The sequence below is a fragment of the Collinsella sp. LCP19S3_A7 genome, assembly GCF_052121995.1.
Lineage (GTDB): Bacteria > Actinomycetota > Coriobacteriia > Coriobacteriales > Coriobacteriaceae > Collinsella.
This window is the reverse complement of sequence record NZ_JBQKDE010000020.1, coordinates 1-26,705: the sequence shown is the minus strand read 5'-3', so window position 1 is coordinate 26,705 and position 26,705 is coordinate 1. Positions and strand designations below refer to the sequence as shown.

The 26,705-nt window shown below is 60.0% G+C and carries 31 protein-coding genes; 10 read left to right on the top strand and 21 right to left on the bottom strand.

The features are described 5' to 3' along the window. Nucleotides 1-294: 294 nt before the first annotated feature. From ACTQV3_RS08310 to ACTQV3_RS08230, 17 genes are all read right to left on the bottom strand, one after another. Nucleotides 295-1,749 carry a lipopolysaccharide biosynthesis protein gene (locus ACTQV3_RS08310; protein WP_441069170.1) on the bottom strand — a complete coding sequence of 485 codons (1,455 nt, stop codon included), beginning with the start codon at nucleotides 1,747-1,749 and terminating at the stop codon, nucleotides 295-297. After that, nucleotides 1,742-3,052 carry a hypothetical protein gene (locus tag ACTQV3_RS08305; RefSeq protein WP_441069172.1) on the bottom strand — a complete coding sequence of 437 codons (1,311 nt, stop codon included), beginning with the start codon at nucleotides 3,050-3,052 and terminating at the stop codon, nucleotides 1,742-1,744. Before ACTQV3_RS08305 ends, ACTQV3_RS08310 begins: the two co-directional genes overlap by 8 nt. Before the next feature lie 9 nt (nucleotides 3,053-3,061). Next, a complete protein-coding gene (locus ACTQV3_RS08300) occupies nucleotides 3,062-3,973 on the bottom strand; it encodes a glycosyltransferase family 2 protein (protein ID WP_441069174.1) in 912 nt (303 codons plus the stop codon). Beyond that, a complete protein-coding gene (locus tag ACTQV3_RS08295) occupies nucleotides 3,970-4,863 on the bottom strand; it encodes a glycosyltransferase family 2 protein (protein WP_441069176.1) in 894 nt (297 codons plus the stop codon). The genes ACTQV3_RS08300 and ACTQV3_RS08295 overlap by 4 nt, the downstream gene beginning before the upstream one ends. Further along, entirely contained in the window at nucleotides 4,860-5,858 is a 999-nt protein-coding gene (locus ACTQV3_RS08290; RefSeq protein WP_441069178.1) for a glycosyltransferase family 4 protein, read from the bottom strand. The genes ACTQV3_RS08295 and ACTQV3_RS08290 overlap by 4 nt, the downstream gene beginning before the upstream one ends. Before the next feature lie 31 nt (nucleotides 5,859-5,889). Then, the gene (locus ACTQV3_RS08285) at nucleotides 5,890-7,101 is read right to left on the bottom strand and encodes a radical SAM protein (protein ID WP_441069180.1); all 1,212 of its coding nucleotides are present in this window, start codon (nucleotides 7,099-7,101) and stop codon (nucleotides 5,890-5,892) included. Between the two features lie 2 nt (nucleotides 7,102-7,103). Continuing rightward, the gene (locus ACTQV3_RS08280; RefSeq protein ID WP_441069182.1) at nucleotides 7,104-8,381 is read right to left on the bottom strand and encodes a glycosyltransferase family 4 protein; all 1,278 of its coding nucleotides are present in this window, start codon (nucleotides 8,379-8,381) and stop codon (nucleotides 7,104-7,106) included. After that, nucleotides 8,378-9,505, bottom strand: coding sequence for a glycosyltransferase family 4 protein (locus tag ACTQV3_RS08275; protein ID WP_441568622.1), 1,128 nt, complete (start codon nucleotides 9,503-9,505; stop codon nucleotides 8,378-8,380). Before ACTQV3_RS08275 ends, ACTQV3_RS08280 begins: the two co-directional genes overlap by 4 nt. Nucleotides 9,506-9,555: 50 nt before the next feature. Next, a complete protein-coding gene (locus ACTQV3_RS08270; protein ID WP_441069185.1) occupies nucleotides 9,556-10,434 on the bottom strand; it encodes a sugar transferase in 879 nt (292 codons plus the stop codon). Between the two features lie 239 nt (nucleotides 10,435-10,673). Continuing rightward, nucleotides 10,674-11,327: a CpsB/CapC family capsule biosynthesis tyrosine phosphatase gene (locus tag ACTQV3_RS08265; protein WP_441069187.1), complete on the bottom strand. Its 654-nt coding sequence runs from the start codon at nucleotides 11,325-11,327 to the stop codon at nucleotides 10,674-10,676. A gap of 52 nt (nucleotides 11,328-11,379) precedes the next feature. Continuing rightward, a complete protein-coding gene (locus ACTQV3_RS08260) occupies nucleotides 11,380-11,970 on the bottom strand; it encodes a hypothetical protein (RefSeq protein WP_441069189.1) in 591 nt (196 codons plus the stop codon). 73 nt (nucleotides 11,971-12,043) lie between these two features. Then, complete coding sequence (locus tag ACTQV3_RS08255) at nucleotides 12,044-13,324, bottom strand: LCP family protein (RefSeq protein ID WP_441069191.1); 1,281 nt, start codon at nucleotides 13,322-13,324, stop codon at nucleotides 12,044-12,046. A 262-nt stretch (nucleotides 13,325-13,586) separates the two neighbouring features. Beyond that, nucleotides 13,587-13,775 carry a hypothetical protein gene (locus ACTQV3_RS08250; protein ID WP_441069193.1) on the bottom strand — a complete coding sequence of 63 codons (189 nt, stop codon included), beginning with the start codon at nucleotides 13,773-13,775 and terminating at the stop codon, nucleotides 13,587-13,589. 8 nt (nucleotides 13,776-13,783) lie between these two features. Next, on the bottom strand, nucleotides 13,784-13,909 hold the full coding sequence (locus tag ACTQV3_RS08245) for a hypothetical protein (protein ID WP_441069195.1): 126 nt from the start codon (nucleotides 13,907-13,909) through the stop codon (nucleotides 13,784-13,786). Between the two features lie 29 nt (nucleotides 13,910-13,938). Continuing rightward, a complete protein-coding gene (locus tag ACTQV3_RS08240; protein ID WP_441069197.1) occupies nucleotides 13,939-14,502 on the bottom strand; it encodes a TetR/AcrR family transcriptional regulator in 564 nt (187 codons plus the stop codon). A 6-nt stretch (nucleotides 14,503-14,508) separates the two neighbouring features. Continuing rightward, on the bottom strand, nucleotides 14,509-15,243 hold the full coding sequence (locus ACTQV3_RS08235; RefSeq protein WP_441069198.1) for a hypothetical protein: 735 nt from the start codon (nucleotides 15,241-15,243) through the stop codon (nucleotides 14,509-14,511). 210 nt (nucleotides 15,244-15,453) lie between these two features. After that, nucleotides 15,454-17,415, bottom strand: a complete 1,962-nt coding sequence (locus tag ACTQV3_RS08230; protein WP_441069200.1) for a glycosyltransferase — start codon at nucleotides 17,413-17,415, stop codon at nucleotides 15,454-15,456. Between the two features lie 541 nt (nucleotides 17,416-17,956). Between ACTQV3_RS08230 and ACTQV3_RS08225 the strand changes: the two genes are divergently transcribed. The 3 genes from ACTQV3_RS08225 to ACTQV3_RS08215 all read left to right on the top strand — a co-directional run bounded on the left by ACTQV3_RS08225 (nucleotide 17,957) and on the right by ACTQV3_RS08215 (nucleotide 21,251). Then, entirely contained in the window at nucleotides 17,957-19,267 is a 1,311-nt protein-coding gene (locus ACTQV3_RS08225; protein ID WP_441069202.1) for an ATP-binding protein, read from the top strand. Between the two features lie 142 nt (nucleotides 19,268-19,409). Then, complete coding sequence (locus ACTQV3_RS08220) at nucleotides 19,410-19,994, top strand: DUF5714 domain-containing protein (protein WP_441069204.1); 585 nt, start codon at nucleotides 19,410-19,412, stop codon at nucleotides 19,992-19,994. 51 nt (nucleotides 19,995-20,045) lie between these two features. Beyond that, the gene (locus ACTQV3_RS08215; protein ID WP_441069206.1) at nucleotides 20,046-21,251 is read left to right on the top strand and encodes an iron-containing alcohol dehydrogenase; all 1,206 of its coding nucleotides are present in this window, start codon (nucleotides 20,046-20,048) and stop codon (nucleotides 21,249-21,251) included. Between the two features lie 91 nt (nucleotides 21,252-21,342). On the opposite strand, the gene ACTQV3_RS08210 is transcribed toward ACTQV3_RS08215, so the two are convergent. Then, nucleotides 21,343-21,627: a hypothetical protein gene (locus tag ACTQV3_RS08210; RefSeq protein WP_441069207.1), complete on the bottom strand. Its 285-nt coding sequence runs from the start codon at nucleotides 21,625-21,627 to the stop codon at nucleotides 21,343-21,345. Nucleotides 21,628-21,980: 353 nt separating this feature from the next. Here ACTQV3_RS08210 and ACTQV3_RS08205 point away from each other — a divergent pair, with 353 nt between their 5' ends. Both ACTQV3_RS08205 and ACTQV3_RS08200 read left to right on the top strand, forming a co-directional pair. Next, nucleotides 21,981-22,247, top strand: a complete 267-nt coding sequence (locus tag ACTQV3_RS08205; protein ID WP_441069209.1) for an AbrB/MazE/SpoVT family DNA-binding domain-containing protein — start codon at nucleotides 21,981-21,983, stop codon at nucleotides 22,245-22,247. After that, nucleotides 22,210-22,488, top strand: a complete 279-nt coding sequence (locus tag ACTQV3_RS08200) for a putative toxin-antitoxin system toxin component, PIN family (protein WP_441069211.1) — start codon at nucleotides 22,210-22,212, stop codon at nucleotides 22,486-22,488. The genes ACTQV3_RS08205 and ACTQV3_RS08200 overlap by 38 nt, the downstream gene beginning before the upstream one ends. 156 nt (nucleotides 22,489-22,644) lie before the next feature. On the opposite strand, the gene ACTQV3_RS08195 is transcribed toward ACTQV3_RS08200, so the two are convergent. After that, nucleotides 22,645-22,980 (bottom strand): hypothetical protein, encoded by a 336-nt coding sequence (locus ACTQV3_RS08195; RefSeq protein ID WP_441069213.1) that lies wholly within the window; start codon nucleotides 22,978-22,980, stop codon nucleotides 22,645-22,647. A 59-nt stretch (nucleotides 22,981-23,039) separates the two neighbouring features. Between ACTQV3_RS08195 and ACTQV3_RS08190 the strand changes: the two genes are divergently transcribed. From ACTQV3_RS08190 to ACTQV3_RS08170, 5 genes are all read left to right on the top strand, one after another. Then, a complete protein-coding gene (locus ACTQV3_RS08190) occupies nucleotides 23,040-23,348 on the top strand; it encodes a NifB/NifX family molybdenum-iron cluster-binding protein (RefSeq protein ID WP_441536112.1) in 309 nt (102 codons plus the stop codon). A gap of 366 nt (nucleotides 23,349-23,714) precedes the next feature. After that, complete coding sequence (locus tag ACTQV3_RS08185) at nucleotides 23,715-24,176, top strand: RrF2 family transcriptional regulator (protein ID WP_441069217.1); 462 nt, start codon at nucleotides 23,715-23,717, stop codon at nucleotides 24,174-24,176. Continuing rightward, nucleotides 24,173-24,577, top strand: a complete 405-nt coding sequence (locus tag ACTQV3_RS08180) for an alcohol dehydrogenase catalytic domain-containing protein (protein ID WP_441069219.1) — start codon at nucleotides 24,173-24,175, stop codon at nucleotides 24,575-24,577. The genes ACTQV3_RS08185 and ACTQV3_RS08180 overlap by 4 nt, the downstream gene beginning before the upstream one ends. Before the next feature lie 12 nt (nucleotides 24,578-24,589). Beyond that, nucleotides 24,590-25,183 carry a zinc-binding dehydrogenase gene (locus ACTQV3_RS08175; RefSeq protein ID WP_441069221.1) on the top strand — a complete coding sequence of 198 codons (594 nt, stop codon included), beginning with the start codon at nucleotides 24,590-24,592 and terminating at the stop codon, nucleotides 25,181-25,183. Nucleotides 25,184-25,220: 37 nt separating this feature from the next. Further along, nucleotides 25,221-25,718: a nitroreductase family protein gene (locus tag ACTQV3_RS08170; RefSeq protein ID WP_441069222.1), complete on the top strand. Its 498-nt coding sequence runs from the start codon at nucleotides 25,221-25,223 to the stop codon at nucleotides 25,716-25,718. Nucleotides 25,719-25,890: 172 nt separating this feature from the next. Here ACTQV3_RS08170 and ACTQV3_RS08165 read toward each other — a convergent pair whose 3' ends face one another. Then, nucleotides 25,891-26,169 (bottom strand): hypothetical protein, encoded by a 279-nt coding sequence (locus ACTQV3_RS08165; RefSeq protein WP_154540676.1) that lies wholly within the window; start codon nucleotides 26,167-26,169, stop codon nucleotides 25,891-25,893. After that, on the bottom strand, nucleotides 26,156-26,452 hold the full coding sequence (locus tag ACTQV3_RS08160) for a hypothetical protein (RefSeq protein ID WP_090847861.1): 297 nt from the start codon (nucleotides 26,450-26,452) through the stop codon (nucleotides 26,156-26,158). Before ACTQV3_RS08160 ends, ACTQV3_RS08165 begins: the two co-directional genes overlap by 14 nt. Nucleotides 26,453-26,705: the final 253 nt, after the last annotated feature.

The following is a 26,705-nucleotide window of genomic DNA, read 5'->3' as shown; positions in this document are numbered from 1 at the left end:
CACACGTCTCTCGAAGACTCCCTCGCTACACCTCGCGTGTACAATCCTCAGGAAGGCGCAATTACTATCCCCGGCACCAAATCAAAGTCCTTGCACCCAAGGCATAGAATCACTTTTTTTCAGACAACACCAACCATAACCAACCATAGCCTTCAGAGGTGCAATCTCGGAATCAACGATAATGAAATGCTCCTTACGCGTATACCGGGGCGTCAGGCTATGCCATCCAAGGTGCTCTTCCTCAATTTGGCCACCTTGCACCATCATTCAACATCATCCTCGTAGTTCAAGCTCTCATCTCGGGAGTATTGTCGATATGCCCTCATGCCAGAGAAGCTCGCCCAAAGCAACCCTGATTCCTACCATAGCGCCTCCAACGTAAATTGTTTTCATGATGGCGGAGAGAAAAACATTCCGGATATCCCAGGGCACAAGGCTGGCAAGCGCAATGACAGCGACGATCGCAATCGTATCGGGAACGAGCCTAGAAAAGAATCTCCAGAATCCCATGTCCAAGCATTTCCTTGCGCAAAGCAGAACCGGCATAATTATCTCGAGGTTGTATGCGATTGCCACACAGGTAGCAAGGGACTCAGCTGAGCCCAAAGCCCCACCCAAGACTATCATCAGAACCGTCACGGCAGTGTTCACGCCAGTGCTCAGCATGAGAAGGTCGGACCTACCTTTCGCCGTGAGAAGGGCAGCGAATGATCCGTTAATCCCACGCGAGTAGACCGCAAAAGAGAGAATCGTTAGGAGTGGTATCGCTGACGCCCATGTCTCTCCGTAAAGAATGGTAATAACCTCGACCGCGCACACGTTCATCCAAGCGGTACAGAGAGCGCTCAGGAATGAGATACGGCGAAAGATGCTCACGAACTTACAATACAGCGCGTCCTTATCGTCCTGCAGCGGCGCCAGAAACGGGAGCAGTGTGCTCGTGATGGGTGTCGTCAAGATATTGAGCGGATAGGCATAGAGATTGTATGCCTTGTTATAGTAACCGAGCTCCTCCGCGCCGAACAACTTACCGACAATGAGGGAATCGGCGTTGTTTGCGAACCAACCTATGAGGCTTGATCCGAGGTTGAAGGCAGAGAAGCTGCCCACCTTGCGAACCACACCACGGACATCGCCCACACTCATCCTGAGGTGGGTCCCTGCGAGGTTCCAGAGAAGGACGAAGAGAGATGTAAGCACCGTATTCATCACGATGGCGTAGCAGCCGAAGCCAAGGAAGGCAAGTAGTATCGCGACGGCGCCGACAAAGATCGTGCACACGACAAGTCTCACAGCAATGAGGCTGTACTTTCTCTCCTTTATAATCATGCCGTTCGGCACCATATTGAGCGAGTTGAATAGCATGGCAAGGCTCATAAGACAACCAAGCGGGATGTAAATGGAATCACCGTAGAACCAGGCCACACCCACCGATAGGACGCAGAAACCGACAGTAAGAACGATACCAATAACCAAACTCAGGAAGAAAAGCCTACCATAGTCGGCATTCTCGAGATCTTGCGACTGCACGATGGCGGTTGCAATTCCAGCATCTGCAAGTATTGAGAATATCCCGGAGAACGCAGACAGGACCGCTACCGTTCCGTACTCGGCGGGCGTTAGCAGCCTTGCCAGCACCATGGTGATGACGAGCTGCACAACGACGTTGATGACCTTCGAGCCCAGCTGTGCCACGGACGCCGTCTTAATCGAAGTCGAGGGGGCGTTGAGGTCGAACTTCCTACGCACGGGCACCACCTCGGAAGCCCTCACACCAGGAACCCGAAAGATGCCAGGCGAGAGCAACAAAGATGGCAGTCAGAATCTGCCAGTCCGAGATATTCCACCACCATGTCAGATTAACCGCCGGCAGTGCGAGAAACAGCAGGAACGCGAGAAGGACGTCCCGCAGGTGCCCTGTCCTGTTCTTGCAAGAGCGCCAGACGGTACTGATGAAACAAGCGACAACAAGCGATACACCAAGTCCTCCGTACACGTAACGGAAGCCGAAAATGCCGTTGTCAACGAGGTAGTAGCCATAGTCAAAGCCCGCCATGGATGCAGCAGGTGGATAGAGCGTAGATGGATATCCCGCCCCAACCATGGTAGAATCCGTCGAGTCGAGTACGAAATCGTAGTACTCGCGCCCTGCCTTACGAATAGAGGAAGTGTCTTCGCTACCTCCAACTCGTCCATTAATGAAGCTGTCGACTACCTGGCTGAACATTTCGGTCTGCGCAAAGAGGATAATTGCGAGAAATCCAAAGCAAAGTACAAGAACCTTGGCCCTCGCCAACCCCTTTGAAAAAAGAAGAAGACCGAACAACGTGGCAAGATACGTAATGAGCTGGAGCCGACCTTTGCTCACAAAGAGGATGACGGCGAGGGCAAGTGCAGTCGGAACAATGTCACGCCAATCGCCATCACGCAAGCATAGCCAGAACCCGACAATCCCCGAGACGGTGGAGAGACCGCCGTTAATGTAGAGACGGATGCCTCCGTAACGCTCGTTCGAGGCTGCATGCACGAAGGAGACTGAGGAGCCGGCTACGACTTGGAGGAGATACAAGACAGAAGCTATGCAACCAAGTACCACGAGATCCCGAAGAAGCCTCCTACCATCTACCATCCCAGCCTTAAACGGTCTTCTGAGGAGAATTGCCGCAAGGATACAGACAATGAATCCGCGTTGCGGCAGAATGCCACGAACGAAGGGCTGCCCCGTCAGCACATTGCAGCGCCATGCTGCCACAAAACACATGACGATGAGCGTTCCAAACAGAATTCCCTGCACTGCACTCGTCTTCGTCGAGGGCAGACGCCTGCTCCTGTGATACAAGACAATGGAAACGCCGAGTAGAAGAACCTGCCATACAAGGTCGATGTTGAGCACACCTGCAACGTTTATCGCGTTCGCATCGATGAGACCGAACACATCCTCGGCTAGGACCACGCAAAGCAGGAGCAGGTCAGCCGCCCTCACGGCCGGGTCGGGACTTAGCAGACTCCCCCTCGTCATCGTCGTCCTCCTCACATTCAAGCTAGTTACCAAGACAGTCTCCTAATTTATCCTCACCGGCCGTACCAGCGCGATGGGTAGCGCGGGCAGGAACAGCGACTTCTTCTTGCAGGCGTAAAACAGGTTGCCTATACCCTCGCCAGCAGCACGACCGTAGCGGATATAGCTCACAGTCTCGCGTGGCTTCCTTGCAAAGGGAATCCTTGATCCGAGCATATGGTTCTTGAAATAAGCCGTCCCCTTCGGGCTGTTGGCGTATGCTAAGCCTACATTCTTGGAAAGACCATCATCGAGGTAGTCACCACAGTAGGTTATTGCGTTGAACCACCGGAAAAGTTTGCCCTCGTCGGAGAGAGCCTGCCAGAGCAGCCCCTCACTCATGAAACGCTCTCCCTTGAAGACGGGGAACGGATTAGAGCGCACGAGCGAAGTTCTCACGACTTCCGCGCGGTCTCCCGGGATTCTCAATTTATAACGGTATTCAGCACTTGTGGCATCAACATGGTCCTGATTAAGGGCCCTACGTCCGTCAGACGTGAGGCTGTCAGGTGAGGTCCCACGAATCCAGAGAATATTTTCCTCGTCGGTGCCCCTGAGACCTGCGACGCCAGCGAAGCGGTCGTCATCCTCAATTTGCCCAATGTACCCAGCACTCACCTCGAGCCCCCTCTTGGGAAGCCAATCGTCTGAATCCAGGATAAAGAACCACTCTCCCCCTGCGACGTTGGCGCCGAGGTTAATGGCGACGTGTTTGCCGGAGTTCTTCTGCCAGTAGTAGTGCATAGGAAAGGTAGCACCGTGTGCGAACCTCTCGCAAAGCTCCCGCGTGTCATCAGTTGACCCATCGTCGACGACGACCCACTCGAAGTCACGGTACGTCTGTCGTTGAAGCGACTCGAATAGGCGCGGCAAGGAGTACGCCCTGTTGTACGTGGGAGTAAATACGGTGATCAAGACTCGTCACCTGCCCTTTTCATGAAAGCGTCGTGTCTCAGCCAAGCGAGGAAGATGATGGCCTCGTTGAGCGCCTCCATGCACCAGAGCGGGAACCTCAGCGCAGTCGAATAGAACGTGGCAACAAGATAGCGCCTGGAGCAATACCCATCCCGAGAAGTCGCAATCCTCTGCAGTAGAGTTTTCTTATGAGCAGCGCTTCTGTGGTTGTGGTAATAGACCTGCCCCTTATCCACGAGCAGCTTCCAGCCCGCACGGCGGCACCTCATACCCAGGATATTCTCCTCATTGTAGAGGAAGACGTTCTCGTCCAAGAGCCCTAGACCGGCTAGCTGCTGTGCCTTGGCCACGAAGAAGCAGCCGACTATGCAGTCAACCTGGCTGACCCCATATGTGACCTTGATGGCATCGCATCGCACCGAACGATGGAGCAGACAGTGGTTAAGAACGACCTCTCTGCCAGTAGGCAAACTCCAGCTGGAAGGGCATGCCTCGTCACCTTCTAGGTGGTTCACAGGTTGCCCGCCCACGACAAGACAGTCGTCGTAGAGCCATAGGAGCCGCAGTAGACAATCTAAAACGGACGCATTCGGCATGAGAACATCTGGATTCATAATCGAGACAGTATCCACGCCGTACACACGCATGGCGTAACGGATACCAAAGTTATTCCCAGCGCTGTATCCCCGATTCTCGCCGGTCTGGATTACGTCCACATTAGGAATGCCAGTATAGGCTCGTGATAAGACCTCAAATGACCCGTCGGGCGAGCAGTTGTCTACGACCACCACATGCCAGTCTCTGTCAAAAGAAACCAACCTGTCCACACAGGCACGAGCGTCGCCAGCGGAATTGTAGACGAGAACTACAATTGCGAGGTCATGGCTCATCGAGTACCGCCTCTCTGTACGGCAGCTGCTACACATAAGTCTCGGAGTTTGCCCACCTGCGTGTCCCAGCTCATCTCATCGAAGTTGATGGACTCATAGAGCCTCTTGGCATTGGGGTGTTCCAACAGATAGGCCATCTTATCGGCAACCTCTTCGGCGTCCTCACAGTCCTCAATGATGTCAGAGTCATTCGGGTTGAGTGCCTCGAGCACGCCACACCCCCTTGAGATGAGCACAGAGCAGCCGGCCCTCAGGGCATCAAGAGCGCTCAGCCCGAATGACTCGTGTCGCGAGTCCATCACGAAGAGACTACTCCGATTGAGGCCTTCCAAAAATTTACGATGGTCGACTTGTCCCATGACACGGCCCAAACTCCTCGGTAGAGTCTTGATGGCAGTACACCTAGGATCATCAATCTCGTAAATCGAGCCGTACACATCTAAGAAGGCATTGGTGCCACGACTTCTTAGAATTCTGCAGGCCTCAAGGACCACGTCATTACCTTTGATGAGTCGGTTACCACCAGCAACCGCAATCACCGTCTCAGAATCAGTTCTTGCAGAACGCTCCATCTGTTTAAAGTGGTCGACGCCCAAGAGGATATTCGTAGTTTTGCCCTTTAACTCCGGCTGATAGCTGAGCACAAAATCTTCATGCGATTTTGAGTTTGCTACAACCAACTCAGCCTGCCTTAATGACGACCGGTACCATTCCAGCCATCTTTCTGTATGGCCGAGATCATTCATTCTATTTTCAAAAGGCACATATCCGTGGTTAAAGCACACGATGGTTTTGCCTATCGTGTGCAACATTCGATGGGTCAGTATTTGTGCAGTGTTCATACACATAGACAGGACAACATCTGCATGGATACCTTTTGCAAGCCCTTCACAGATGAATCCCGCCTTGCTCTGGTTCCTAACATAATCAATCGAGTCTTCCTGAGGCCAATGTGCGACGAGCATTCGATGCACATTGGACGGTCCATTGTTCATATGTATGTCTCCGAGGAGCAGAACCCGCATCCTACTTCCCCCCAGACTTGCCGGCGCGCCTCTCGGTCTCGGCGTTATTGACTGCCATCTCCATGTGGTCGATAACCTCGCTGGTCTCGAACACATGAGCCTCAGCCTTGCTTGCTGCACTGAGACCGTCATTGACTTTTGCAGTCATGTCACAGGTGGAAAGCGCATCCAGCTGCTCCTTGGTGACTTTACCATTCTCATAGTCGCGCACGATAGGCAGCTCATGCATGTCGTAGGGATGACTACTGAAGAAAGCCTTTGCCTTATGCGAAACCACCCACGCCGCAGGCTTCCATATATACTTATGCATGGCCGGCGACACGGAGCCGATCATCCAGCAGTTTCGGTCACAGTGGCGCACCTTTGCACGTACCGCCTCCGCCTGCTCGGAACTCCAGAGTTCATCCCAAGACTGAACATTGAGGTTGCCCATGACCTCCTTGTCCTTGGTCCCATTACAAGGCATTACGTCCCCATAGGGATCGATAAAGAACGTATCAAAGGCCATATCACATGGCAGCAACCTCGGTTGCCCGTAAATATAGTTGATGAGGCCATGGTTGAAGTATGCACGAAACCACTTCTTGGGCTCGTTAGACCTTAGAAGCTCATTGATGAGGTCCTCGAAATTCTTCGCCACCATCGGGCGGTCATGAATGATGTTCTTTGCCTCCACGAAGTAGAAGCTGTTATGGAGGGAGGCCGTGGCGAACTCCATCCCAAGCTCGTTGGAGAGCTTGTAAAGCGGAACCAGGTCTGGAGCATTGCGGTCCTGTACCGTCATGCCAAAGCCCACATCAGGATGCTTCATCTCAACAAGCTTCTTTAAGGTGCTGTAGCCACGATTGAAGCCGTCCGGTAGCCCTCGAATTTCATTGTTGGTCTGTTCAAGTCCCTCAATGGAGACGCGAATGCCAACCTCAGGGAACTCCTCAGCTAAAGCAATAATCCTATCGGTAAAATAACCGTTCGTGGAAATCACGATGCGGTCGCTCTTCTTGTAAAGCTCCCGCACGATGTCAGGCAAATCCTCCCGAATGAAAGGCTCGCCACCAGTGATGTTGGTGAAGTACATCTTGGGAAGCTTTTTAATCGTCTCGAGCGAAATCTCCTCATCGGGACGGCTCGGCGCTTTGTAGCGGTTGCACATGGTGCAGCGCGCATTGCAGCGGTAGGTAACAATTACCGTCCCATTAAGCTTCTTTTCTGCCATGGTTATATGGACTCCTTCTTCTGAGACATGAGGTCATGATAGAGGCCGTTGAGCTTATCCATGTACTTGGACTGATTGCAGTTCTCTAACACATAAGAGCGGCATCGCTGCTGCATGGCGCGGTAGACAGATGCGTCGGCAGCAGTGTTCATGGCATGCGCAAGCACTTCGGAAAGCGATGAAATATCTCCCGGTTCGGCAAGCCAACCGGTTTCGCCCTCGATGACCGACTCAGGAATGCCACCAATACGGCTTCCTACTATGGGCGTGCCTTCGGCCAAGGCCTCCACAATCGAGTAAGGCATGTTCTCACGACAGATTGAGGGGCAACATGCTAGAGTCGCACCAGACACGAGCTTTTCGAGCTCATCTCCCTGTTTGAATCCGACGAACTCTACATGGTCGTCTGACTTTGACATGAGAGCATCACGCTCCGGACCCTCTCCAGCAATCACAAGCCTCACGTTTTCGGGCAGTTGCGGCAACGTATGCTCAAAAGCATCTATGAGCACACCAACGCCTTTCTCCTTTGAGAGCCGCCCGAAAAAGAGGATATACGGATGCTTCCGATCAGTCTTGTCGTCTGTGTTTCTCGCCTGTTCGAGCGTCTCGTTCTTGGCAAAGTTGCGCAGATGTACAACCTGGTGCTCCGGAAAGCCCCCTTGGATAAGCTTGCTACGCATGAACTCTGAGGGAGCGATGATGCGGTCAATCTTGGAATATGTGCGGTGCCTTTTGTACCAGTCAGCCTCAGACATAGCCACGGCACTCTTGGCAGCAGACCCCTTCACGCACCTTCGCTTCAGGCAGTTGGCAAAGTTGCCTCCCAAGCACGCCTCACAAACTGCACCCGAACCATCTAGCATAAGGTAATTCGGGCACACCAGGATGTAATCGTGGCTTGTGAAGATCACTGGAACGCGATGTTTCGCCAAATAAGGTGCATCGAGTATTGAAAGTGTGATTTGCCTGTGCACGAGGTTCATGTGGATGATGTCGGGCTTCACACGCTCGCACAGTTGCTCGAACTTCTCCAGAGACTCTTTGGAGTAAATGAGAGATCTGGCTTCGCTAAGTTTCCGCGATATCGAGATAGGACCGTTGTAGTCCTTGGCGGAAACGAATAGATCAGAATCCTCGCACGACAGGTTTTTTGAATCCTGCATCGCAAAGAAATGGACCTCGTGGCCCAAACGACGCAGTCCTTCAGCTAAGCCAAAGTAGTAGGTCTCCGAGCCACCCCTCATGTAGTGGAATTTGTTGACGAGAATAATTCTCATGCAATAACCCCTTTATAGACCCCAAGCGTTCTTTCTACGACGGAATCCCAGTCGTATTCAGATTCCAAGCGAGCCTTCGCCTTGGCTCCAAGTTTGGCCACATAAGCAGGATTGGAGAGCAAAGCTGTCAGCACTTCCCGCAGAGCGGCTACGTCACCACGCGTGAATACAGCTCCAGTCTCTGCAAGCACATCGGAGCATTCGGAGATATCGGAGGTTACACAGGCGCAACCATACGCCATTGCCTCAAGTAAGCTCATTGGCATGCCTTCAACATCAGAGGGCAAGACGTAACAGTACGCATTAGAGTAGAGCTCCGCCAGCGGCTTTCCAGTCACAAAGCCAGTGAAGAGAATCCGAGAATCACCTTTCGCCCGCTCATGGAGCTGCCGCACATACTCAGAGGTATCCGAACTGCCACCAGCAATCACAAGGCACTTGTTCGTTGTATTAATGCTCTTGAATGCATCAATGAGCAGCTCAGGGCGCTTTTCTGGCACCAACCTGCCCAGGAAGAGGATGTAGGAGTTCTTCTCCAAACCCCAACGTTTCTCAATCTCACCTACTGGTCGATATTCCTTAGGATTCATACCGTTGGGGATAAAAACAGTACTTCGGTTATAAGTCTGTTCGAAGTAATCCTGCGCCGAACGCGAGAGCACAATAATCTCATCCGCACTCTCGGCAGCAGCCTTTTCGCCATGTTTAATATACGCGGAGCCCAACCTACCCCACTTGGCGCGCTGCCAGTCAAGCCCATGGATGGTTGCGACGGTACGAATTCCTGCTCTACGCGCCATAGGAAGACACGTGCATGGCCCTTCTGCATGGAAGTGAATAACATCGGGCTTGTCTGCAATTGCTGCCTTAGTTGCATAGTATGAAGCGCTCGCAGCGGCGAGTCCCTTTTTATCGATGGTCTTAACTGGCACGACACGGACGCCATCTACAATGCGTTCACGAGTCTCGGCCGCATCACCAGTCATAACATCGGAACCCGATCGATCATAGCAGGTAACCTCGTGGCCGAGAGCAGCCATCCTCCTAGCCAGTTCGGTGACAACAACCTCGACTCCACCTTCTCGAGAGCCAAAGCGCTTATGTCCAATCATCGCAATACGCAAGTCGATTCCCAACAGTCCTCATAGCCGAACACGCAAAGCCAAGTGTTATTTTAGTTTCCTTGTGCCGTAAGAACGCACCCAACGGTCTGAATTACGAGCTTGAAATCCGCCCAGGCGCTGCACTGGTTGATGTAAAGCAAATCCAGGTCAACCCACTCGTCGAAGCCTATCTCATCACGATTCATTCTCGTCTGCCAATAGCACGTAATACCCGGCTTGACGAGGAGACGCTCGCGCTGGTGCGGCGTGTAGAGATCGGTCTCCCTCTTCAGTGCAGGACGCGGACCAACAATGCTCATGTTACCAAGAAGCACATTGAAGAACTGTGGCAGCTCGTCGATGCTCGTCTTCCTGATGAACCGACCTACCTTGGTGATGCGTGGGTCATCCTTGATCTTGAAGACCGGACCATCCTTCTCGTTGAGGTCCCTTAGCTCGGCCAGGCGCTCCTCGGCATCTGCGTACATAGAGCGGAACTTGTACATCCTGAAGGGCTTCTCTTCCTTGCCCATACGCTCTTGGACAAAGAAAACAGAACCGTTGGGGTCATCAATTTTTATTGCAATGGCCACTATGACATAAAGCCACCAGAACAGGGCGAGAACCAGCAGACTGAACGCAATGTCGAACGCACGCTTAACAAAGCGATAGCCGTAGCGACGTTGGAGCCTTGATACCGAAGCGAGTGTCTCCTCGTCGCTTTGATATCCAACACCCGTAACGCGATCTTCGGAATCAGTCGCAATGCCATTCGTGGTGGCTACGCTGGACTTTTGACTATCTATGCATGCGCTCTTGGAGATCAGCCGATCTGCACCGTTACGATTTGCACGAACAAGCCCATCTTCTTGCAATGTAAGAGAGGAGCCAGCCTCGCAACAGTCCGTATCGATATCTCTAAACGCAGATATCCTGTGCGAGCCTTGCATTGATACGTGTCTCCCCCCCCCCCCCCCGCTAAAATTAGGGCAACACACCCAACATATTCCCCTGATGCTAGAATGCCTATTCAAATAATTGCATCGTTATAACTGGATATGCCATTTTAACGGGAATAAATTCAACCGAACTATCAGCTTGTAGTATGGTACACCATTTTTCAGTATCTGTTCAGAAATCAAATTATTCTAATATTCCTGAGCAGAAATGAGGGAACGAAAGACCCTTGTTAAAGCATGTGCGCCGGGCGGACGCGATATTCCTCACAAGCGCGACATAAAAGGGAATAGTGCTCCACGGTATGCGCATCACTTGCTATGTAGCGATACAGTCCCAGCTGGAATAGACGCTTCGCCGTTTTGCCGCTGTTTCCGAGCCGTCCGCCACGAATAAAGTCTGCCGAAGCCTGCAGGTCGCAATCGAGCTGCAGAAAACGCCGTGCCAGCTCCGGGTTCTTGCGAATAGCGTCGTAGCGCTCCGGATGTGCTATCACGACACGCCAACCCATGCCCTGAAGCTCGTATATGGTCCTCTCGTACTCCCCCATGGAATCGGCCGTGCAGTGCGTGTCGAGCTCGAGCAGGAACTGACCCGTACGGCGACACCCCAAACGCGGAGCCCATTCCTCCACGCCAAGCTGCATGAGCTTGGCGTGGTTAACCTCGAAGCCCATGTAGAGCGGGAAGTCTGGTGCGGCAGCATGCAGCGCGTCGAACGCAGCAAGCATGCGATCGTAGTCGAAATAGGGGTCGCGGCAATGCGGCGTGCACACGATGCTGGTGACGCCCGCCTCACGGGCAGCCGAAAACATCGCAAGGCTGTACTCAAGGTCCGGGAAACCGTCGTCCACCCCCGGAAGGATGTGGCAGTGGATGTCCCTCATGCTTATGCCCCCGCAAACAGGTACTGCTTAAGAAGAAAGCGTATGCCTCGCATTACTCCTCCTCATGAGGAATGCGCGGAGCATAGCCAGCTTGCTTGAGGAAGGCGGACGTCTGGTCAAGACCATTCTGTCCCACAGCACGCTGTGAGCGTACCGCAGAGTTCACGGGCTTTACGCGCGTAGCCACGCCACCTGCCGGGATTGGGCGCGGGGACCGTGCGTCGGAAACGGGTGACGAGACGCGATTGGATGCCGGCTGCGTAGGCTCGACCGGAGTGGAGGCAGGGGCCGCACCCAAAGGTTGGGCCACATCCGCCGATGGGGCGACGACATCGTAGGAATCGTTTTTCCGCTCCTTGTAATAGCCATAGTAGTGGCCTGACGTAGCAGCGTCGCAGCAGTTGAGCACCGTGCCGATGACGTTGGCACCAGCCTGGACCAACTGCTCGTACGCCGCGGCAACGTCGTCGCGATGTGTGTAGTCCTGACGCACCACCAGTATCGTAGCGTCCGTGACGGAGGCGGCCGTGTTGCGCATGAACAGCACGGAGTAGGCACCCGCGGCGACTGCGCACAGGATGGGAAGAAGCACCACCAACCTGAGGTGCTTCCTGAGGAGCTGTAGGAGTTCGAGCAGGGTCATGCGTGCTTCCCTTCTGGCCGTACGTTACTGGCGGCGCCTCACGTGGCGCTCTGATGGGCGAATGTGCTTCCGCCTATTGGGCGACGTCGTTGGTGGTGAGTCCAGCGTTTGCCGCAAGTTGCTGGTAGTCCTTGGGAGACGTGGCGTTTTCCGCGGCTCCGAGGGCGGTGTTACTTGCCTGCGCCTTTGGCACCTGGGCGTTGGCATCGTTGGGATCCATGCCAGCGTCCACGCGCTGCATCATGGCACGCCACTCATTGTACATGGTGCCGACGTAGGAGACGCCATCCTGACTGAGCGAGTAGCTGGGCACGACGGCGGAATACACCTTGAGACGGATGCCGGAGCCCTTGACCGTGGTGGCCCACGACACGAGGTCCGTAACGGAGAGGTCCGTGCTTACGGAGCCAGCGAGGGACTCGACCACGCCGGGGAGCTCCGTCACCGGGCTTTCGAGCGTCTTACGCGCGATGGCTTCGACCACCTGGCGCTGGGCCTGTGCGCGACCGAAGTCGCCACCGGACTCGTTATAGCGGTCTCGCACGTAGCTGAAGGCCTCCGCACCGCTGACGTTCTGGTCACCCTTGGTGAAGCGGTAGCCGTCGCGAGAGGTGAACGCCTCCGGAACGTTGACCGTTATGCCACCGAGACGGTCAATCACGCCAGACAGATCGTCGAACGACATGGCCATGTAGTGCGTAATGGGCACGCCGGCGAACTTAGAGACCGCCTCCACCGTCGCAGCGGGTCCGTTGTTGTACTCTGCGTTTATCTTTTCCGTCGCGCCATTGGAGGCGCGCACCATGGTATCGCGCGGAATGGAGACGAGGGTGACCGTGCTGTGCGCGAGGTCAACGCGCGCGAGCATCGTGACATCCGAGCGCGAGCCCGCGACGCCAGCGCGGTTGTCCGACCCGATGATGACCATGTAGAAAGGAGCGTTCTTCTTGCCGGATGCCGGCTTCTTGAGCGCGCGGGAGAGCTTCTGGCCCTCGCTTCCGCCCACGGACATGGACGAGTTGAGGTGGCCCACCCATGCCGCCGCCGCGATGCCCGCGACTGCGACGATTGCCGCGACGACCAGAAGGATGCGAGCCATCATGGGCAGGCGACGCTTGTGGTGCTCACGATGCGTGAGGTTGCGAACCTCCTCCTGGCTGGGGTGGTGTGCAGTGGGCGAATCCGCCGGGAGCGGAGAGACCGTCGCGCGGGGCAGACCTTCGCTCCGTGTGGATACGCCCTTCGCGAAGCCGTTGGCGGGAGTTGCTGTCGGAGTGTCTTGCGACTGCCTTGCGTGGCGCACATGCCTTGGATGACCGGACGTGCCCTCCGTACTGTTGCCATACTCAGTCAATGTTGCGCTTCCCTTCGGGAGGACCCGCTATGAGCTTGGATACTGCAGGCCCCCAAAGCTTAGGCGGCTTTAGCCGCAGAAGTTGGAAAACCCGCCTGCATGGACGCTGAACGCAGGCTTAACGTCCACAATGATTCAGTCTATTGCTTGCAGATACGTCACGTCAACGCAAGCTGGCATTTCATGAATCGTTCGCATACGGAAGGAGGGCGCAACCTGGCGCGTTCAGGCACAGTCGGAGTCGTCCGCAGGTCCTTGATGCCTAGTTACCGACGGTGATGTCGTCCATCTCCGACGTGGCTTTGAGGGTCCGGCTACCGGAGTTGCCGCTGTCGTGAGCGGCATAGCTTGGCCCCATGCTCTTGCCGTTGAGCGTTATGTTCCCCATCTCGGACTCCGCCGCGGCGCGCTTGAGGAATGTCCCGCGCGGCGCGGTCACGTCCCTACCCATCTTGCTTATCACACCGTCGAGGTGCTCGAGGCAACTGACGTACCCTCTGCAAAAGCGGCGCAGATGCCCGCGGAAGCCGCGTCCTTCTCGCCCATGCCTTTTGCGCGAAGCTCGGCGTAGCGGTCCTCCATCATCTGGCCCAGCTCCTCGCGCGCGGCAGACGTCAGTACAGCGCGGCGCGCAGCACGGCAAGCAGGTCGTCGCAGGTAGACTGGTCCAGCACGAGGCCCGCGAGCAGGTTGCGCGTGACGAAGCTCGCGAGCGACTGGGGCGTAAGGTCGTCCGCGAGCGCGTCCGGCCGTACGCGGGGGTCGCGGCGGAGCGCCTCTTGTAGCCGGCTGTCCACGGCGTCCAAAAACGCCTGCATGCGCGCTCGGCCCTCATCCTCCTGGCCGGTTAGGGCCACGAGCTCCAGGCCGTGGCCCTGTGCGAAGCCGGGATAGGCGGCAAGGCGATCGCGCGCGCCTCGATAGAGGTCGTCAACGTACCGGCAGAAGTCCGTGCAGTCGCGCGGCGCGGCATTCAGGCTGAACACGTCGCGCCAGACATCTGCGACAACGGACATCAGGAGCGCGCGCTTATCCGGAAAGTAATGGTACAGCGTGCCCGTTGCCACGCCCGCCGCAGCGGCCACGGTGCGCACGCTGATGCCAGGGAGGCCCTGGTGCCGCACGATGGCGCGGCACTCCGCGAGGATGGCCTCCCTTGAGGTTGCCTGCGGCTTCATGTGCGCCTACAGACGGGCCAGCAGCTGCAGGCCCATGGCGATCATCCACATGTACGTGACGGTCTTGGGCAGCATGAGCGCTCCCACAGCGGGAATGAGCTTTGCGAGGAAGCAGACCGGAAGGTAGAAGGCAAAGCTGAGCGCGATGGCAATGCACATGCGCCACATGCCGAGGCCGCCGGCGTTGCCGGAGATTGCGAACAGAACGATGACCAGCACGCCCGTGACGGCGAACGGAACGTTGCGATAGAGCTCCCAGCGCAGGTTCTCTTGGCCGGAGCGCCAATCGTTCTGCGGCATGAGGCAGAGCGCGATGCGCAGCGCCGCCGTGGCGAATATGAGGGCGGGGACGGCCGCGGGGACGCCGACGCCCGGGAAGAGCCGGCGCCAGATGAAGTAGAGGAGCACGTAGAACACGGTCATGGTGACCGATGCCACCTGCGTGCCCAGGCCGAGTCTGGCGGTGGTGTTGGGCCGCACGCCGCGCAGGTGCATCTGCACGCGCGGCACCAGGTGGAACGCGTCTCCCCCGCCGAGCACGAGGGCGAGCGCGCCGTACAGCACGAACACGGCGCGGCCGTGCGCCTGTGCGAGGAAGACGATGGCCGCCACCAGGTCGAACAGCAGGTAGCAGATGTCGAACGCGCTCTCCGCGACGCGCATGGGCCTGGGCATGGCGTCGCGCGCCGGCACCGCGGCGCTTGCGGACGCGGCCTGGGTCGCGGTTGTTGCTTCGCTCATGGTGGACTCCCCCATCCGCCACGCGGGCTCTTCTCGCCCGTGCGGGCTTGTTGCGTTGTATGTGAACGCTGTTCATATTGGACGCTGGGCGGTGCTTCCGCAAGGCACGGGGAGGCTGTGCGCGAATCGACACGCCGCGCACAAACTTGCGCGGGCGCGGCGGCGGTGGCGGCGCGGCGTGAGGTCGTGGTGCGGCGGTGGCGCCCGGCGCTAGAGCCCGTCCACGCCCTGGCGCAGCGCGCGGTCCATCACGCGCCAGCAGCGGTCCGCAAGCTCTGGCACGGCCTGGGCACGGGGCAGGGTTGGGTCTGTCCACAGCGGCGGGAGCACCGTGAGCGTGAGGCGCGGGCGGCGGTGGAGGAGCCTGCCCAGGCCGCGGCGCGGGGCTTGCCGGATGACCATGGGCACCACGGGCACGCCGGCTCGCACGGCCAGGTGGAACGCGCCCGTCGCAAACGGGTGCAGTCCCTCCGCGTACGGAAGCAGCGCGCCCTCCGGGTAGACGTGCACGACGCCGCCCCGCGCGAGCGCCTGCGTGAGCGCGCGAACCTGCTGCACAAACTGCCGCGGGCGACGCGGCACGGGCACGGCGCCCGCCAGCCGCACTATGCCGCCCACCCATGCGAGCGCGAAGTTCTCTTCCAAGCTCACGAAGTACGTGCGGCGCCCGCGGAGCGCCCGCAGCGCCATGCCGCAGTCGAGCGTCTGCACGTGGTTGGACACGCTCACGAAGCCGCCGCGCACGGCTTGCAGATTTCTGCGGCCGCGGACGCGCACGCCCAGGACCACCCTTGTGGCGAGCCACGCCGCGATGTCCAGCACCACGCGAAACGCCCAGTAGCCGGCGGTCGCGCCCCTGCCCAGGCGCAGGTAGTCGTACCCGTCCGGCGTGGTGAAGCTTCCCCAGTGGCGCATGTGCACCACGTGCGTGGGCCGCTCGTCGCTCACGTGGGCGGGATCCGGCGGCAGCGTGCCGCGCGGCGCGGGCGCGTTGGCGACGGCCTGCCGCAGCATGCGCTCGAAGCGCTCCGCGCACGCGCCGATGCGATAGCCTTCCGCCTCCCGCGCGTACGCGTGGCCCATGCGCTCGCGCTCCTGCGGGTGCTCTATCCACCAGTCCAGGTGGCACGCGAGGTCCCGTGGGTCGCCGGCGGCAAACAGCGAGCGATCGTCCAGCGCAAACTGCGGCGTGGCAGACAGCGGCGAGTTTGCGATTATGGGCACAAGCCCCGTCGCGAAGGCCTCCATGCAGCTCATGGCCTCGGCCTCCATGTCCGACGCGTGCACGTACACGTCCGTCTGCGCAAGCACGGCCCGCAGCCGCGGCTGCGGCATGAAGCCAAAGCGCGCGTCCACGCCCAGCCGCGCCGCCAGCCGCCTGAGCTTACGCTCCGTGGGCCCCTGTCCGGCAAGCACCAGCACGATCTTCTCGCGGTGGCGCGAGGCCGCCACGCCGCGGATCACCACGTCCTGGCGCTTCTCGCGCGAGTAGCGCCCGACCATGGTGACGACCACCCTGCCCGCCAGCTGCGCGGGCTTTGGCTCGCGGTGGTAGGTGAACGAGTCCTCGATCCCGTTGCTGATGACGTGCAGCGTGTTGGTGTAGCCGTGCTCGCGCAGCTGGCCCGCGATCATGTTGCTGGGGCAGTGCACGTGGTCCACGTGCTGGTAGAGCGACCAGTCGAACGCGCGAAACAGCATGTCGTTGAAGCGCCGCGAACGCCCCAGCCCCACGGAGCTCGACAGGTTCTGCGGCTGCACGTGGAACGCCGCCGTCGCCGGTACGCCCAGCTGCCGCGCCATGAGGACGCCGGTGTGCGCGAGCGAGAAGGGCATGAAGAAGTGGACGACGTCGCACCAGGCCAGCGCGCGGGCCATGGACGCGCGGTCCGCCCTCGCGAGCGTCATGCCCTGGCGGTCCACGAGGCCCTGGAACACGGGAATGCGCAGCTCGGGCTGGGGGTACACCAGCACGCCGTCGTCCGCGCGCACGCAGCCGGCCGCAGTTGGGTCCGCGTGCGGGGCTGCGTTGCCCGGCGCGGGCGCGTCCGCCTGGCACGCCACGCGCACCTCGTGCCCGCGCGCCATGAGCTCGCGCGCAAAGCGCCGCGCCGTGATGGTGGTCCCGTTGTTGGAATGCAGGTACTGGTCCACCACAAACAGGACCCTCATCACCACTCCCCTTCCGCGGCGCGCCTACGCGTGGGACCGTGCGCAGGCAAGCGCAAGACTCTGCCAAGACGGTGAGTGTTGTTCCCCGTGCGGGTCAAAGTAAACCTAAGTGGACCCGCTCCGACACTATTGCAGGCATCTGTACGGAAGCGGAAAGCGACCATGCCGACGCAGCACCATGCGGCACGTTGGCACGGACGAGGTCGCCGTGCGGCGCGATGGTGCGGGCGAGGTCGCCGTGCGGCGGCTACCCCACGAACGTGGTGAAGAAGACGAGAAGCACCGCGGCCATGGCCACGAACAGCGCCAAAAAACGCGACGCACGTCGCGCGCCCGATGCGCCAGGCCACGTTGCTGAAAGCTTGCATGGTGTTGCAAATTGACAAAATGAGTCTGGTTTTTTGTTTGCAAATTGACAGAATGAGCCCTATTTAGAGTTTACAAATTGACAAAACAGGCCACATTTTTGGCTCACAAATTGACAAAGCGCAGGTATAATCGTTATCCATAAGATGGCAATGCCAGACAACGCGGAGGGCCTATGCTCAAGAGAAAGGCGCTTGACCAGTTTGAGGATTGGTACCGCTATCGCACGAAGCAAGCCCTTCTGGTCACGGGCGCGCGCCAAGTTGGGAAGACCTACCTCGTGCGCGAGTTTGCGCGTACCCACTGGGAGAATGTCGTCGAGATCAATCTGTACGAGAACCCCGCGGCTGCGGAAGCGCTCTCCACCGCGAGCAACTCGCGCGAGCTGTTCATGCGGCTGACCGCCTTCGCGGATGCCCCGATGGTTCCCGGAAAGACCGTCGTCTTCCTGGACGAGGTGCAGCAGTGCAAGGAAGCCGTCACGGCAATAAAGTTTCTGATGGAACGCCAAGACTTTGACTACATACTCTCGGGCTCCATGCTTGGGGTCGAGCTCAAGGGATTGTCGTCGGCGCCCGTTGGCTACCTTTCAACAGTCAAGATGTATCCGCTCGACTTTGAGGAGTTTGCCTGGGCAAATGGCGTCTCTCAAGACCTGCTCGATGAGGTACGGAGCTGCTTTGCGGATGGAAGGGCGGTCGACGAGTTCGTCCATCAGAGGCTGACCGGGTTGTTCCACCGCTACCTGATTTGCGGAGGCATGCCCGATCCCGTCCAGGCGTTCGCGGCATCCGACAACGTAAGCCAAGTGCGCGTGCTGCAAGAGGCCATCGTCGGTCAGTATCGCTACGACATCTCGAAGTATGCGGGCGGCCGGGCACGCGTGGTAAGGCGCATCTTTGACCTGATGCCGAGTGAGATCAGCCGCCAGGACAAGCGTTTTGTGGTTCGCGACGTGGAGGGCGACTCTCACTTCGACCGCTACGACAACGACTTCATGTGGCTGACCGATGCGAACGTGGCACTGCCCGCATACAACGTGACGGAGCCGCGCTACCCGCTTGCGACGAACCTCGAGTCCAGCAAGTTCAAGCTCTTCTCGTCCGACGTGGGCATACTCACGTACCAGTGCGGAATGGACGTGGTGCGTGACGTGCTGACAAGCCGCGAGGACATCAACTTTGGCGCACTGTACGAGAACGCCGTGGCGCAGGAGCTTACGTGTCACGGGCTTGGGCTGTGGTACTTCAAGAACCGAAGCATCGGAGAGCTCGACTTCGTGGTGCAAACTGGAGACCGTGTCGTCCCGATTGAGGTGAAGTCAGGCAAGGGCTACAGGCGCCACAGCGCGCTCACCAAGGCGCTGCAGACGAGGAACTACGGAATCGAGCGGGCCATCGTATTGCACGAGGGAAACGTGGAGAAGGACGGACCCGTCAGCTATCTACCGACGTACATGACCATGTGCCTCGAACCCGGCTTCTGAGTTCCGTCCGCGGGGAAGGCGCCTCGGATGCGAAGGGGGACCGCGGCCGCACCTTCAATGTCGCACAACGCGTTGTGCGCCGCGCAGTGGCGTAGCATGAAAGAGAAGTGAAAGCCGGGAGCAGGATGCGGAGGCGGGCAACATGGGAGAGCTCACTCTTGAGGAACGTGGCAACCTGATCGTGAACGCGTGCCTAGAGCAGACCAGTACCAGTCCCTACCAGGTGTTTAGGGACGTCGCGCGACAGGACTTCGTGCGCATGCACGGACCGGAGCACCACGTGCTGGACGGCGCGGCGCTGCTGACCGCGTACCGCAACGCCGGCGGCAGCGTGGACCTTCCATCGGCGCTGGCCGAGCTCATGTCGCGCGGCTTGCAGATGCCTGGCGCCATGTGCGGCCGCTGGGGCGTGTGCGGGGCCGTGGCGTCCGTGGGCGCGGCACTGAGCATCCTGGAGCAGACGGGGCCTCTTACCAGCGACGACTCGTGGGGAAGCCACATGGGCTACACGTCGCGCGCGCTGGGCGAGCTCTCGCGCATTGGCGGGCCGCGCTGCTGCAAGCGCGACGCGTACGTGTCGCTCCAGGCGGCCGTCGACTACGTGCGCGACCGCTTTGGCGTCAGCCTGCAGAAGGATGACATCGTCTGCGGCTTCTATCCGCAGAACGCCCAATGCCTGGGCGAGAAGTGCCCGTTCTTCCCCGCGACGGGCTCGGCCGCGCGATAATGGTCCCATACGGCAACCCGGGCCCCTGGCCCCAAAGGAAGGCAGTCAAGCATGAACGACTTCGTGTTCCAATCCCCCACCCGCTTCGTCTTTGGCCGCGGCTACGCGGATAGGATCGGGGGCGAGGTCGCGGCCCTTGGGGCCAAGCGCGCCCTCCTTGTGTACGGCGGCGGCTCCGTCGTGCGCACCGGCCTCCTTGCCCGCGTCACGGCGTCGCTCGACGCGGCCGGCGTGGGGTACGTGGAGCTCGGCGGCGTCCGCCCCAACCCCGAGGTGGGCCTCGTGCGCAAGGGCATCGAGCTCGCACGCCGCGAGCAGGTGGACCTCGTGCTCGCCGTGGGCGGCGGATCGGTGATCGACACGTCCAAGGCCATCGCGTTTGGCACGTCCTACCAGGGCGACGTGTGGGACTTCTTCATGCGCAAGGCAACCATCGGGGCGTGCCTGCCCATCGCGTGCGTGCTCACGATCCCGGCGGCCGGGTCAGAGGCGTCCGGCTCGTGCGTCATCAGCAACGACGAGCTCGGCCTCAAGAAGGGCGTCAACGGCGACGTGTTCCGCCCGCGCGTGGCGGTGCTCGATCCCGAGGTCACGTTCACGCTGCCGCAGTACCAGACCGCAGCGGGCGTGACGGACATCATCTGCCACATCTGCGAGCGCTTCTTCAGCACCGCAGGCCCCGTGCCCGTGACGGACAACATCTGCTGCGGGATCATCCGCGCCGTGATGGACGCGGCCACCACCGTGATCGCCACGCCGGACGACTACGACGCCCGCGCAACCATCATGTGGTCCGGCACGCTCGCGCACAACGACCTCTGCGGCTGCGGCCGCTCCTCCGCCCCCACCAAGCGCGCCGGCGGCTGGGAGAGCCACGGCCTCGAGCACGAGGTCTCCGCGCACCGTCCCGAGGTCGCCCACGGCGCCGGCCTCGCCGTGATCCTGCCCGCGTGGATGCGCTACGTGTGGCGCGCCAACACGGAGCGCTTCCTCGCGTTCGCCAAGGGCGTGTTCGACGTGGAGCCCGTGGACCAGACGGACGAGGCCACCGAGGACGCGATCACCTATGCGATCGACGAGCTGCAGCGCTTCCTCGTGAGCCTGGGCATGCCGCGCACCCTGGGCGACCTGGGGCTGAGCCAGGACGAGGTCGACGGCTGGCTGCAGACGCTGCACCAGAACAAGGGCGAGCGCTTTGGCGAGCTCAGGCCCCTTACCATGGAGGACGCGCGCGCCATATACCTCTCCGCGTTCTAGGCTGCGCTTCTCGCCCGAGGGCGGCACTTCTCGCCTGGCAGCGCGCCGGCCACCGCAATTCCAGAGGCGTCACGGGGCACGTCCGGCGCGGCTAGCACGGGCGAGAAGAGCCGCGCCCCTTGCCTGGGGCGTCGGACGGGTGCCTCAGGCCCTCGGGCACGTGGCCGGATTGGATCTTGCGGACCTTGCCAAGGTTGAGCCGGCCGCCGGCCCCCGCGCCCGTGCGGCCGGACGCGCCACCCGCAGGGCCCGCCGCGGCGTTCTTCTTGCGCGCCGCGGCGGCCTTCGCGGCCTTGCCGCCCGTGCAGAGGTCGTAGTACAGCATGTTGTCGGGAATGCCGTCGTCGTTTGCGTCCATCCACCCGAAGATGCTCATCGCGCCCCCCGTTTCTGCCGGCGCCGCAGCGCCAGCTTCGGCCGCCGCGGCGCCATCTTCGCCAGGTTCGTGTCCCACCTTAGCAGGTTGAGGCGCGTGACGGACTTGCCCATCCACTCCAAGTGGAACGACCCAAACAGGTAGGCGCTTATGGGCGGCGGCAGATAGGCCGCGTTCAGCCACCGCCGCGACGGAGAAGGCGTATCGCCCATGCGCAGAAAACCGCGTGTTGACTCGAAGGACAAGACCACTTGTGGACCACATGAGTTGTCTCCACGCAGACATTACGGAACGAGAAACCGGGTGCGAATGGGGTAGAATCTATGTAAGTAATTCTTACATTGGAGGCAATCATGAGTTCAGAAGTCCTTGCCGTCTCATCAAAGGGCCAGGTCGTGCTCCCTGTGAAGCTGCGCAAGAGGCTATCGATTGAAAGCGGCGACCACCTTGCCGTATACACCTCGGGAGACGTAATAATGCTCAAGAAAATTGACATGCCGAAGGAAGAGGACTTCAAGTCTCACCTCGACGAGGCCCAGGCCTGGGCAAAGTCCGTTGGCTACAAAGATTCAGACATAGACGATGCCATCGCGGCGGTGCGCGCGAGGAAACGCGCATGAGGGTCGTCATAGACACCAACGTCGTTATCTCCGGACGTTCGAAGCTGCACTTTCCTTTATCAGACCTCAAAGTAAAGTTGAGGTATGCCGCGACCCGGACGACGACAAGTTTCTAGGATGCGCGATAGACGCCCGCGCCATCCATATTGTGAGCGGAGACAAGGACCTGCTTACGATAGGCGAGTATTCTGGAATAGAGATCGTAACTGCCGCCGAGTTTTGCGAGAGGTACCTAAAATGAAAGCAGGCCAGAGGAATGTTCCCCTGGCCCGCAACATTATAAGGCCCAAACCTAAGGTCCCAATCCGCCGCCGGTCGCGATACGCTTGCGCAGCGCTCCTAATCACTCCTCCGCATCAGGAAGCAGGTAGGTGGACTTGCTCCTCTTGTAGAGCCCTCAGCGAATGCCAAACGTCAGACCCTTCTGCAGGTACTCCCGCGCGGCTGCCGTGAGCCTTGAGAACTCCAGCTCGTGCAGCACGCCCCTCACCAGGTCCTCCTGCTCGCTCGGGCCGTTACTCTCGATGAACTCCAGCGCCGCGGCGGCGATCTCCTCCAGCGGCAGCTCGTCGAACGAGCGCCGAGCGTCCTCGCCCTGCGGCACGCGGTAGACAACGTAAGACTTGGGATCCTGACCGCGCAGCCACACGATCGTGCGACCGGCCTGCGTGACACGCCTGCCATGCGCGGCCTTGACGCCCTCCTCGCACTTCGCCCGCACCTTGCTTCCCATGCGAACGCCAAAGTGCCTTGTAATGCGCCTGTAGAGAAGCCCCTCCTCTATTCGGGGTCGTGGCCTCGCAGGTCGTGGGGGCGGGCGGCGTGAGCCACGGCGCCCTCGCGGGCCTGCTTGCGGAAAACGGGGTCGATGTCCTCATCTGCGGCGGCCTTGGCGGCGGCGCGCTTGCCGCTCTGCAGCGCGCGGGCGTCTGCGTGTACGGCGGCGCGCAGGGGCCTGCCGACGACGCGGTCGCCGCGTACCTCGCAGGCTCCATGCGGCAGACCGACGAGGCAAGCTGCGGCGGGCACGGCCACCACGGGCACGAGGGCGGCTGCGGTCACCACGAGGGTGGCTGCGGCCACGGCGGCTGCGAGCACTAGAGCCCACGGCGCTTACTCACACCTGGGCGAGAAGAACACCTACGCTCGGGGAGCCCGTTCGCAACCCGAAGCCCACGTCCTTCTCGCCCGGCGCGTTGTTCTTTCCTGCAGCTACCGGCACGGCTCGTCGATGCCAATGAGCCGCACCGTTCGGAGGGCTCCCCTCAAAGCCCAAGTACCCGCCTGATGGGCTCGCTCTTCCTGCCCACAAAGCTCATGCCGACGCCCCTTACTCAGCTTGTCCTGACTCAGCCTTCCTAAGAAAGATGTATGCGCCTCTTGCCCCTCTGCCATTTTCCGTCCATAGTTGTATCTGCATGTGATACATTTAGCCGCGTCAGTTACCCAACGCGAAGGGACGCACGCGTGGACACAAAGTTCTCTACGGCAATCCACCTGCTGATACTCGTGTCAGAGGCGGAGCAGCCCATGAGCTCGGAGCAGATCGCGACGAGCGTGGGCACCAACCCGAGCTACGTCCGCAAGGTAGCCGCGCGCCTCAGCCACGCGGGCATCATCGAGGGCCGGCGCGGGAGGACCGGGTTTGCCCTGCTCAAGGCACCGGAGGACATCTCGATGCTCGAGGTGTACCGCGCCGTCGAGCAGACGGAAAAGGTCCACGTGTTCGACATCCACCAGAACCCCAGCGACGAGTGCATCGTGGGACGCAACATCCGCCCCGTGCTCGGCGGGATGTTCCGCCACGCGGAGCAGGTGGTGGAGGACGAGCTCGCGGGCGCGACGCTCGCGGACTGCATGGCGCGCATGCGCGAGAGGATCGATGGCAGCAAGAAGGACAACCGCCAACAGGAAGGCAACCGCAAATGAAGGCAGCGATTCTGGACAGGTACAGCAAGAGCGGCGCGACCCTCGCGGTGCGCAACGTCCCCACACCCGAGCCCGCGCCGCACGAGGTCCTCGTGCGCGTCCACACGGCGGCGGTCAACCCGCTGGACAACATGATCATCCGCGGAGAAGTGCGGCTCATCGTGCCGTACCGCACCCCGCTCGTGATGGGCAACGAGTTCTCGGGCACCGTCGTCAAGGCGGGCTCCGCGGCAACAAGGTTCAAGGCGGGAGACCGCGTGTACGGCCGCATGCCGCTCGCCAAGATCGGCGCGTTTGCGGAGTACGCGGCCGTGGACGAGTCGGCGCTGGCCACCGTGCCCGACTACCTCTCCATGGAGGAGGCCGCGTGCGTGCCCCTCACGGCGCTCACGGCCCTGTAGGCGATCGAGCTCATGGGGGCACAGGCCGGCCAGACGCTCTTCATCTCGGGCGGGACGGGGAGCCTTGGCGCCATGGCCATACCCATCGACGCGCGCATGGGCATCAAGGTTGTAACCAACGGCAGCGCTCGCAACGAGGAGCGCGTTCGCGAGCTGGGCGCTGGCACCTTTATCGACTACAAGGCGCAGCGCTACGTGGACGTTCTCCACGACGTGGACTGCGTGCTCGACACCCTGGGCGAGCGCGAGCTGCCGGACGAGTTCCGCATCCTCAGGCGCGGCGGCCACCTCGTGTCGCTGCGCGGCCTGCCCAATGGCCGCTTCGCCAGGCGCGCGGGCCTCTCGCCCGCTAAGCGCGCGCTCTTTGGCATCGCCGGCCGCAAGTTCGACAGGATGGCCGCGCGCCGGGACCAGACGTACGACTTCGTCTTCGTGCACGAGGACGGCGCGCAGCTCTCCCGCGTGGCTGAGCTCTTCCCCGCAGAGCGCCCGCTCGCCGTCTCCATCGACGGCACCTACGAGCTCGACCAGGTAAACGACGCGCTCGAGCACGTGAGGTCCGGCCACTCTCAGGGCAAGACGCTGCTCCGCATAGAGCAGGCATAGCACCCGGCAAGGACGAGAAGAGCAGGAGACCCAGCAGTTGGACGTCAACACCATCAAGGTCCGCAAGAGAGTGCGCACCTTTAGCGACAGGCCCATCCCAAGCGAGGTCATGGCAAGACTCGAGGACTTTGCCAGGCACGACACCAACCCCTTTGGGGTGCCCATAACGTTCAAGTTTCTTGACCACAAGCGTGACGGCGTGTCCAGCCCCGTGATCGTTGGGGCCAACACGTACGTCGCCGCCAAGTACCACAGGCAGGAGGACGCGGAGCTGGGCTTTGGCTACTCCTTCGAGAAGTTCGTTCTTCTCGCCACGTCGATGGGGCTGGGTACGGTGTGGCTTGCCGCGACGATCGACCGCAAGGCCTTCGAGCGGGCGCTGGAATACCGACGGAGCCTGGGGCTGGCGGCCTGGGCGAGGAGGTACGGAAAAGCGGTACCACCCCCTTCGCGTCACTTCTTAGTGAACATCAACACGCGCATATCCCAGCCCCGCGGTGATGGGAGACTGCTGCGAAGCGCGGGCACAGGGTGATGCTGGCCGAGTCCGACGCGACGGACGAGAAGGAAGCCCCCGGAGGCGACCAGGCGACGATGTCGGTTCTCTAGAGGTGGAGACCCGGGGCGATGCGTCGCCCCGGGATTAGGACTTTCCTCATAGAAGGCAATCTTGGGCCCATCGTAGCGCGAGACGAGCGTCACATTCGCTATCGCACTGCCCTTTGACTCACAATGCCTAGAACGTCAACTACCTCCACGCCATCGGCGTCTTTCTCACCACGCTCGTAGAGCACGTCATAACCCGCTGCCACGACTTTAAGACAGGCGGGGCCATACGCATGCCTGAGCGTGGGCTCGACAAGTGACGAACCCACACCCGGAAAGTCCTGCACAAGCGCGAGCTTCTTCCATACCGACTCCTCGACCCGCTCGTCAAGCCCGGCGAGGGATTCGAGGAATTCCTCGGAAAACCTAAGCCGCGCCACTGGAAGCCCGCCTACTCGCGACGGCCGCCTTCGCCGCTTCGATACCTTCCACGTACTGACCAGCAGCTATGTCTGCGCGCCCACGGTCGATAGCGTCAGAGACGCGCCGCGCGTAGAGCGCCCGTTCGACGGCGTCGTCCACCTCCCGCTGGAAAACCTCCTCAGAGCAGAACACGTAGGCACCGTTGCCGTTCTCCGTGATTCGCACGAGCCGTTCACGGGCAGCCTGCTTCACCTCACGCGGATGATCGCGAAGGGCTGTTGCGGAATAGATGGCGTCCATGCAATCCCTCCAATTATGTAGCTATTTTTGTACATGATAGCGTACATAACTCGAGAGAGCATCTGAGCGCTCTCCATTCCCTTACATGACATAAATGGACAATGCGACAAACAGCGCGTCTATACGTGGGGTCCAAAAGAAAGGCTCTTCGGTGGTTTCTGTGGGAGAGATTCCGGCATAGGCCCAGCTCAGCGGGCGAAAACAACGATCTGGAACTGAAACGGCCCCGGGAGGGGCCGTTTCCGCGTCATCC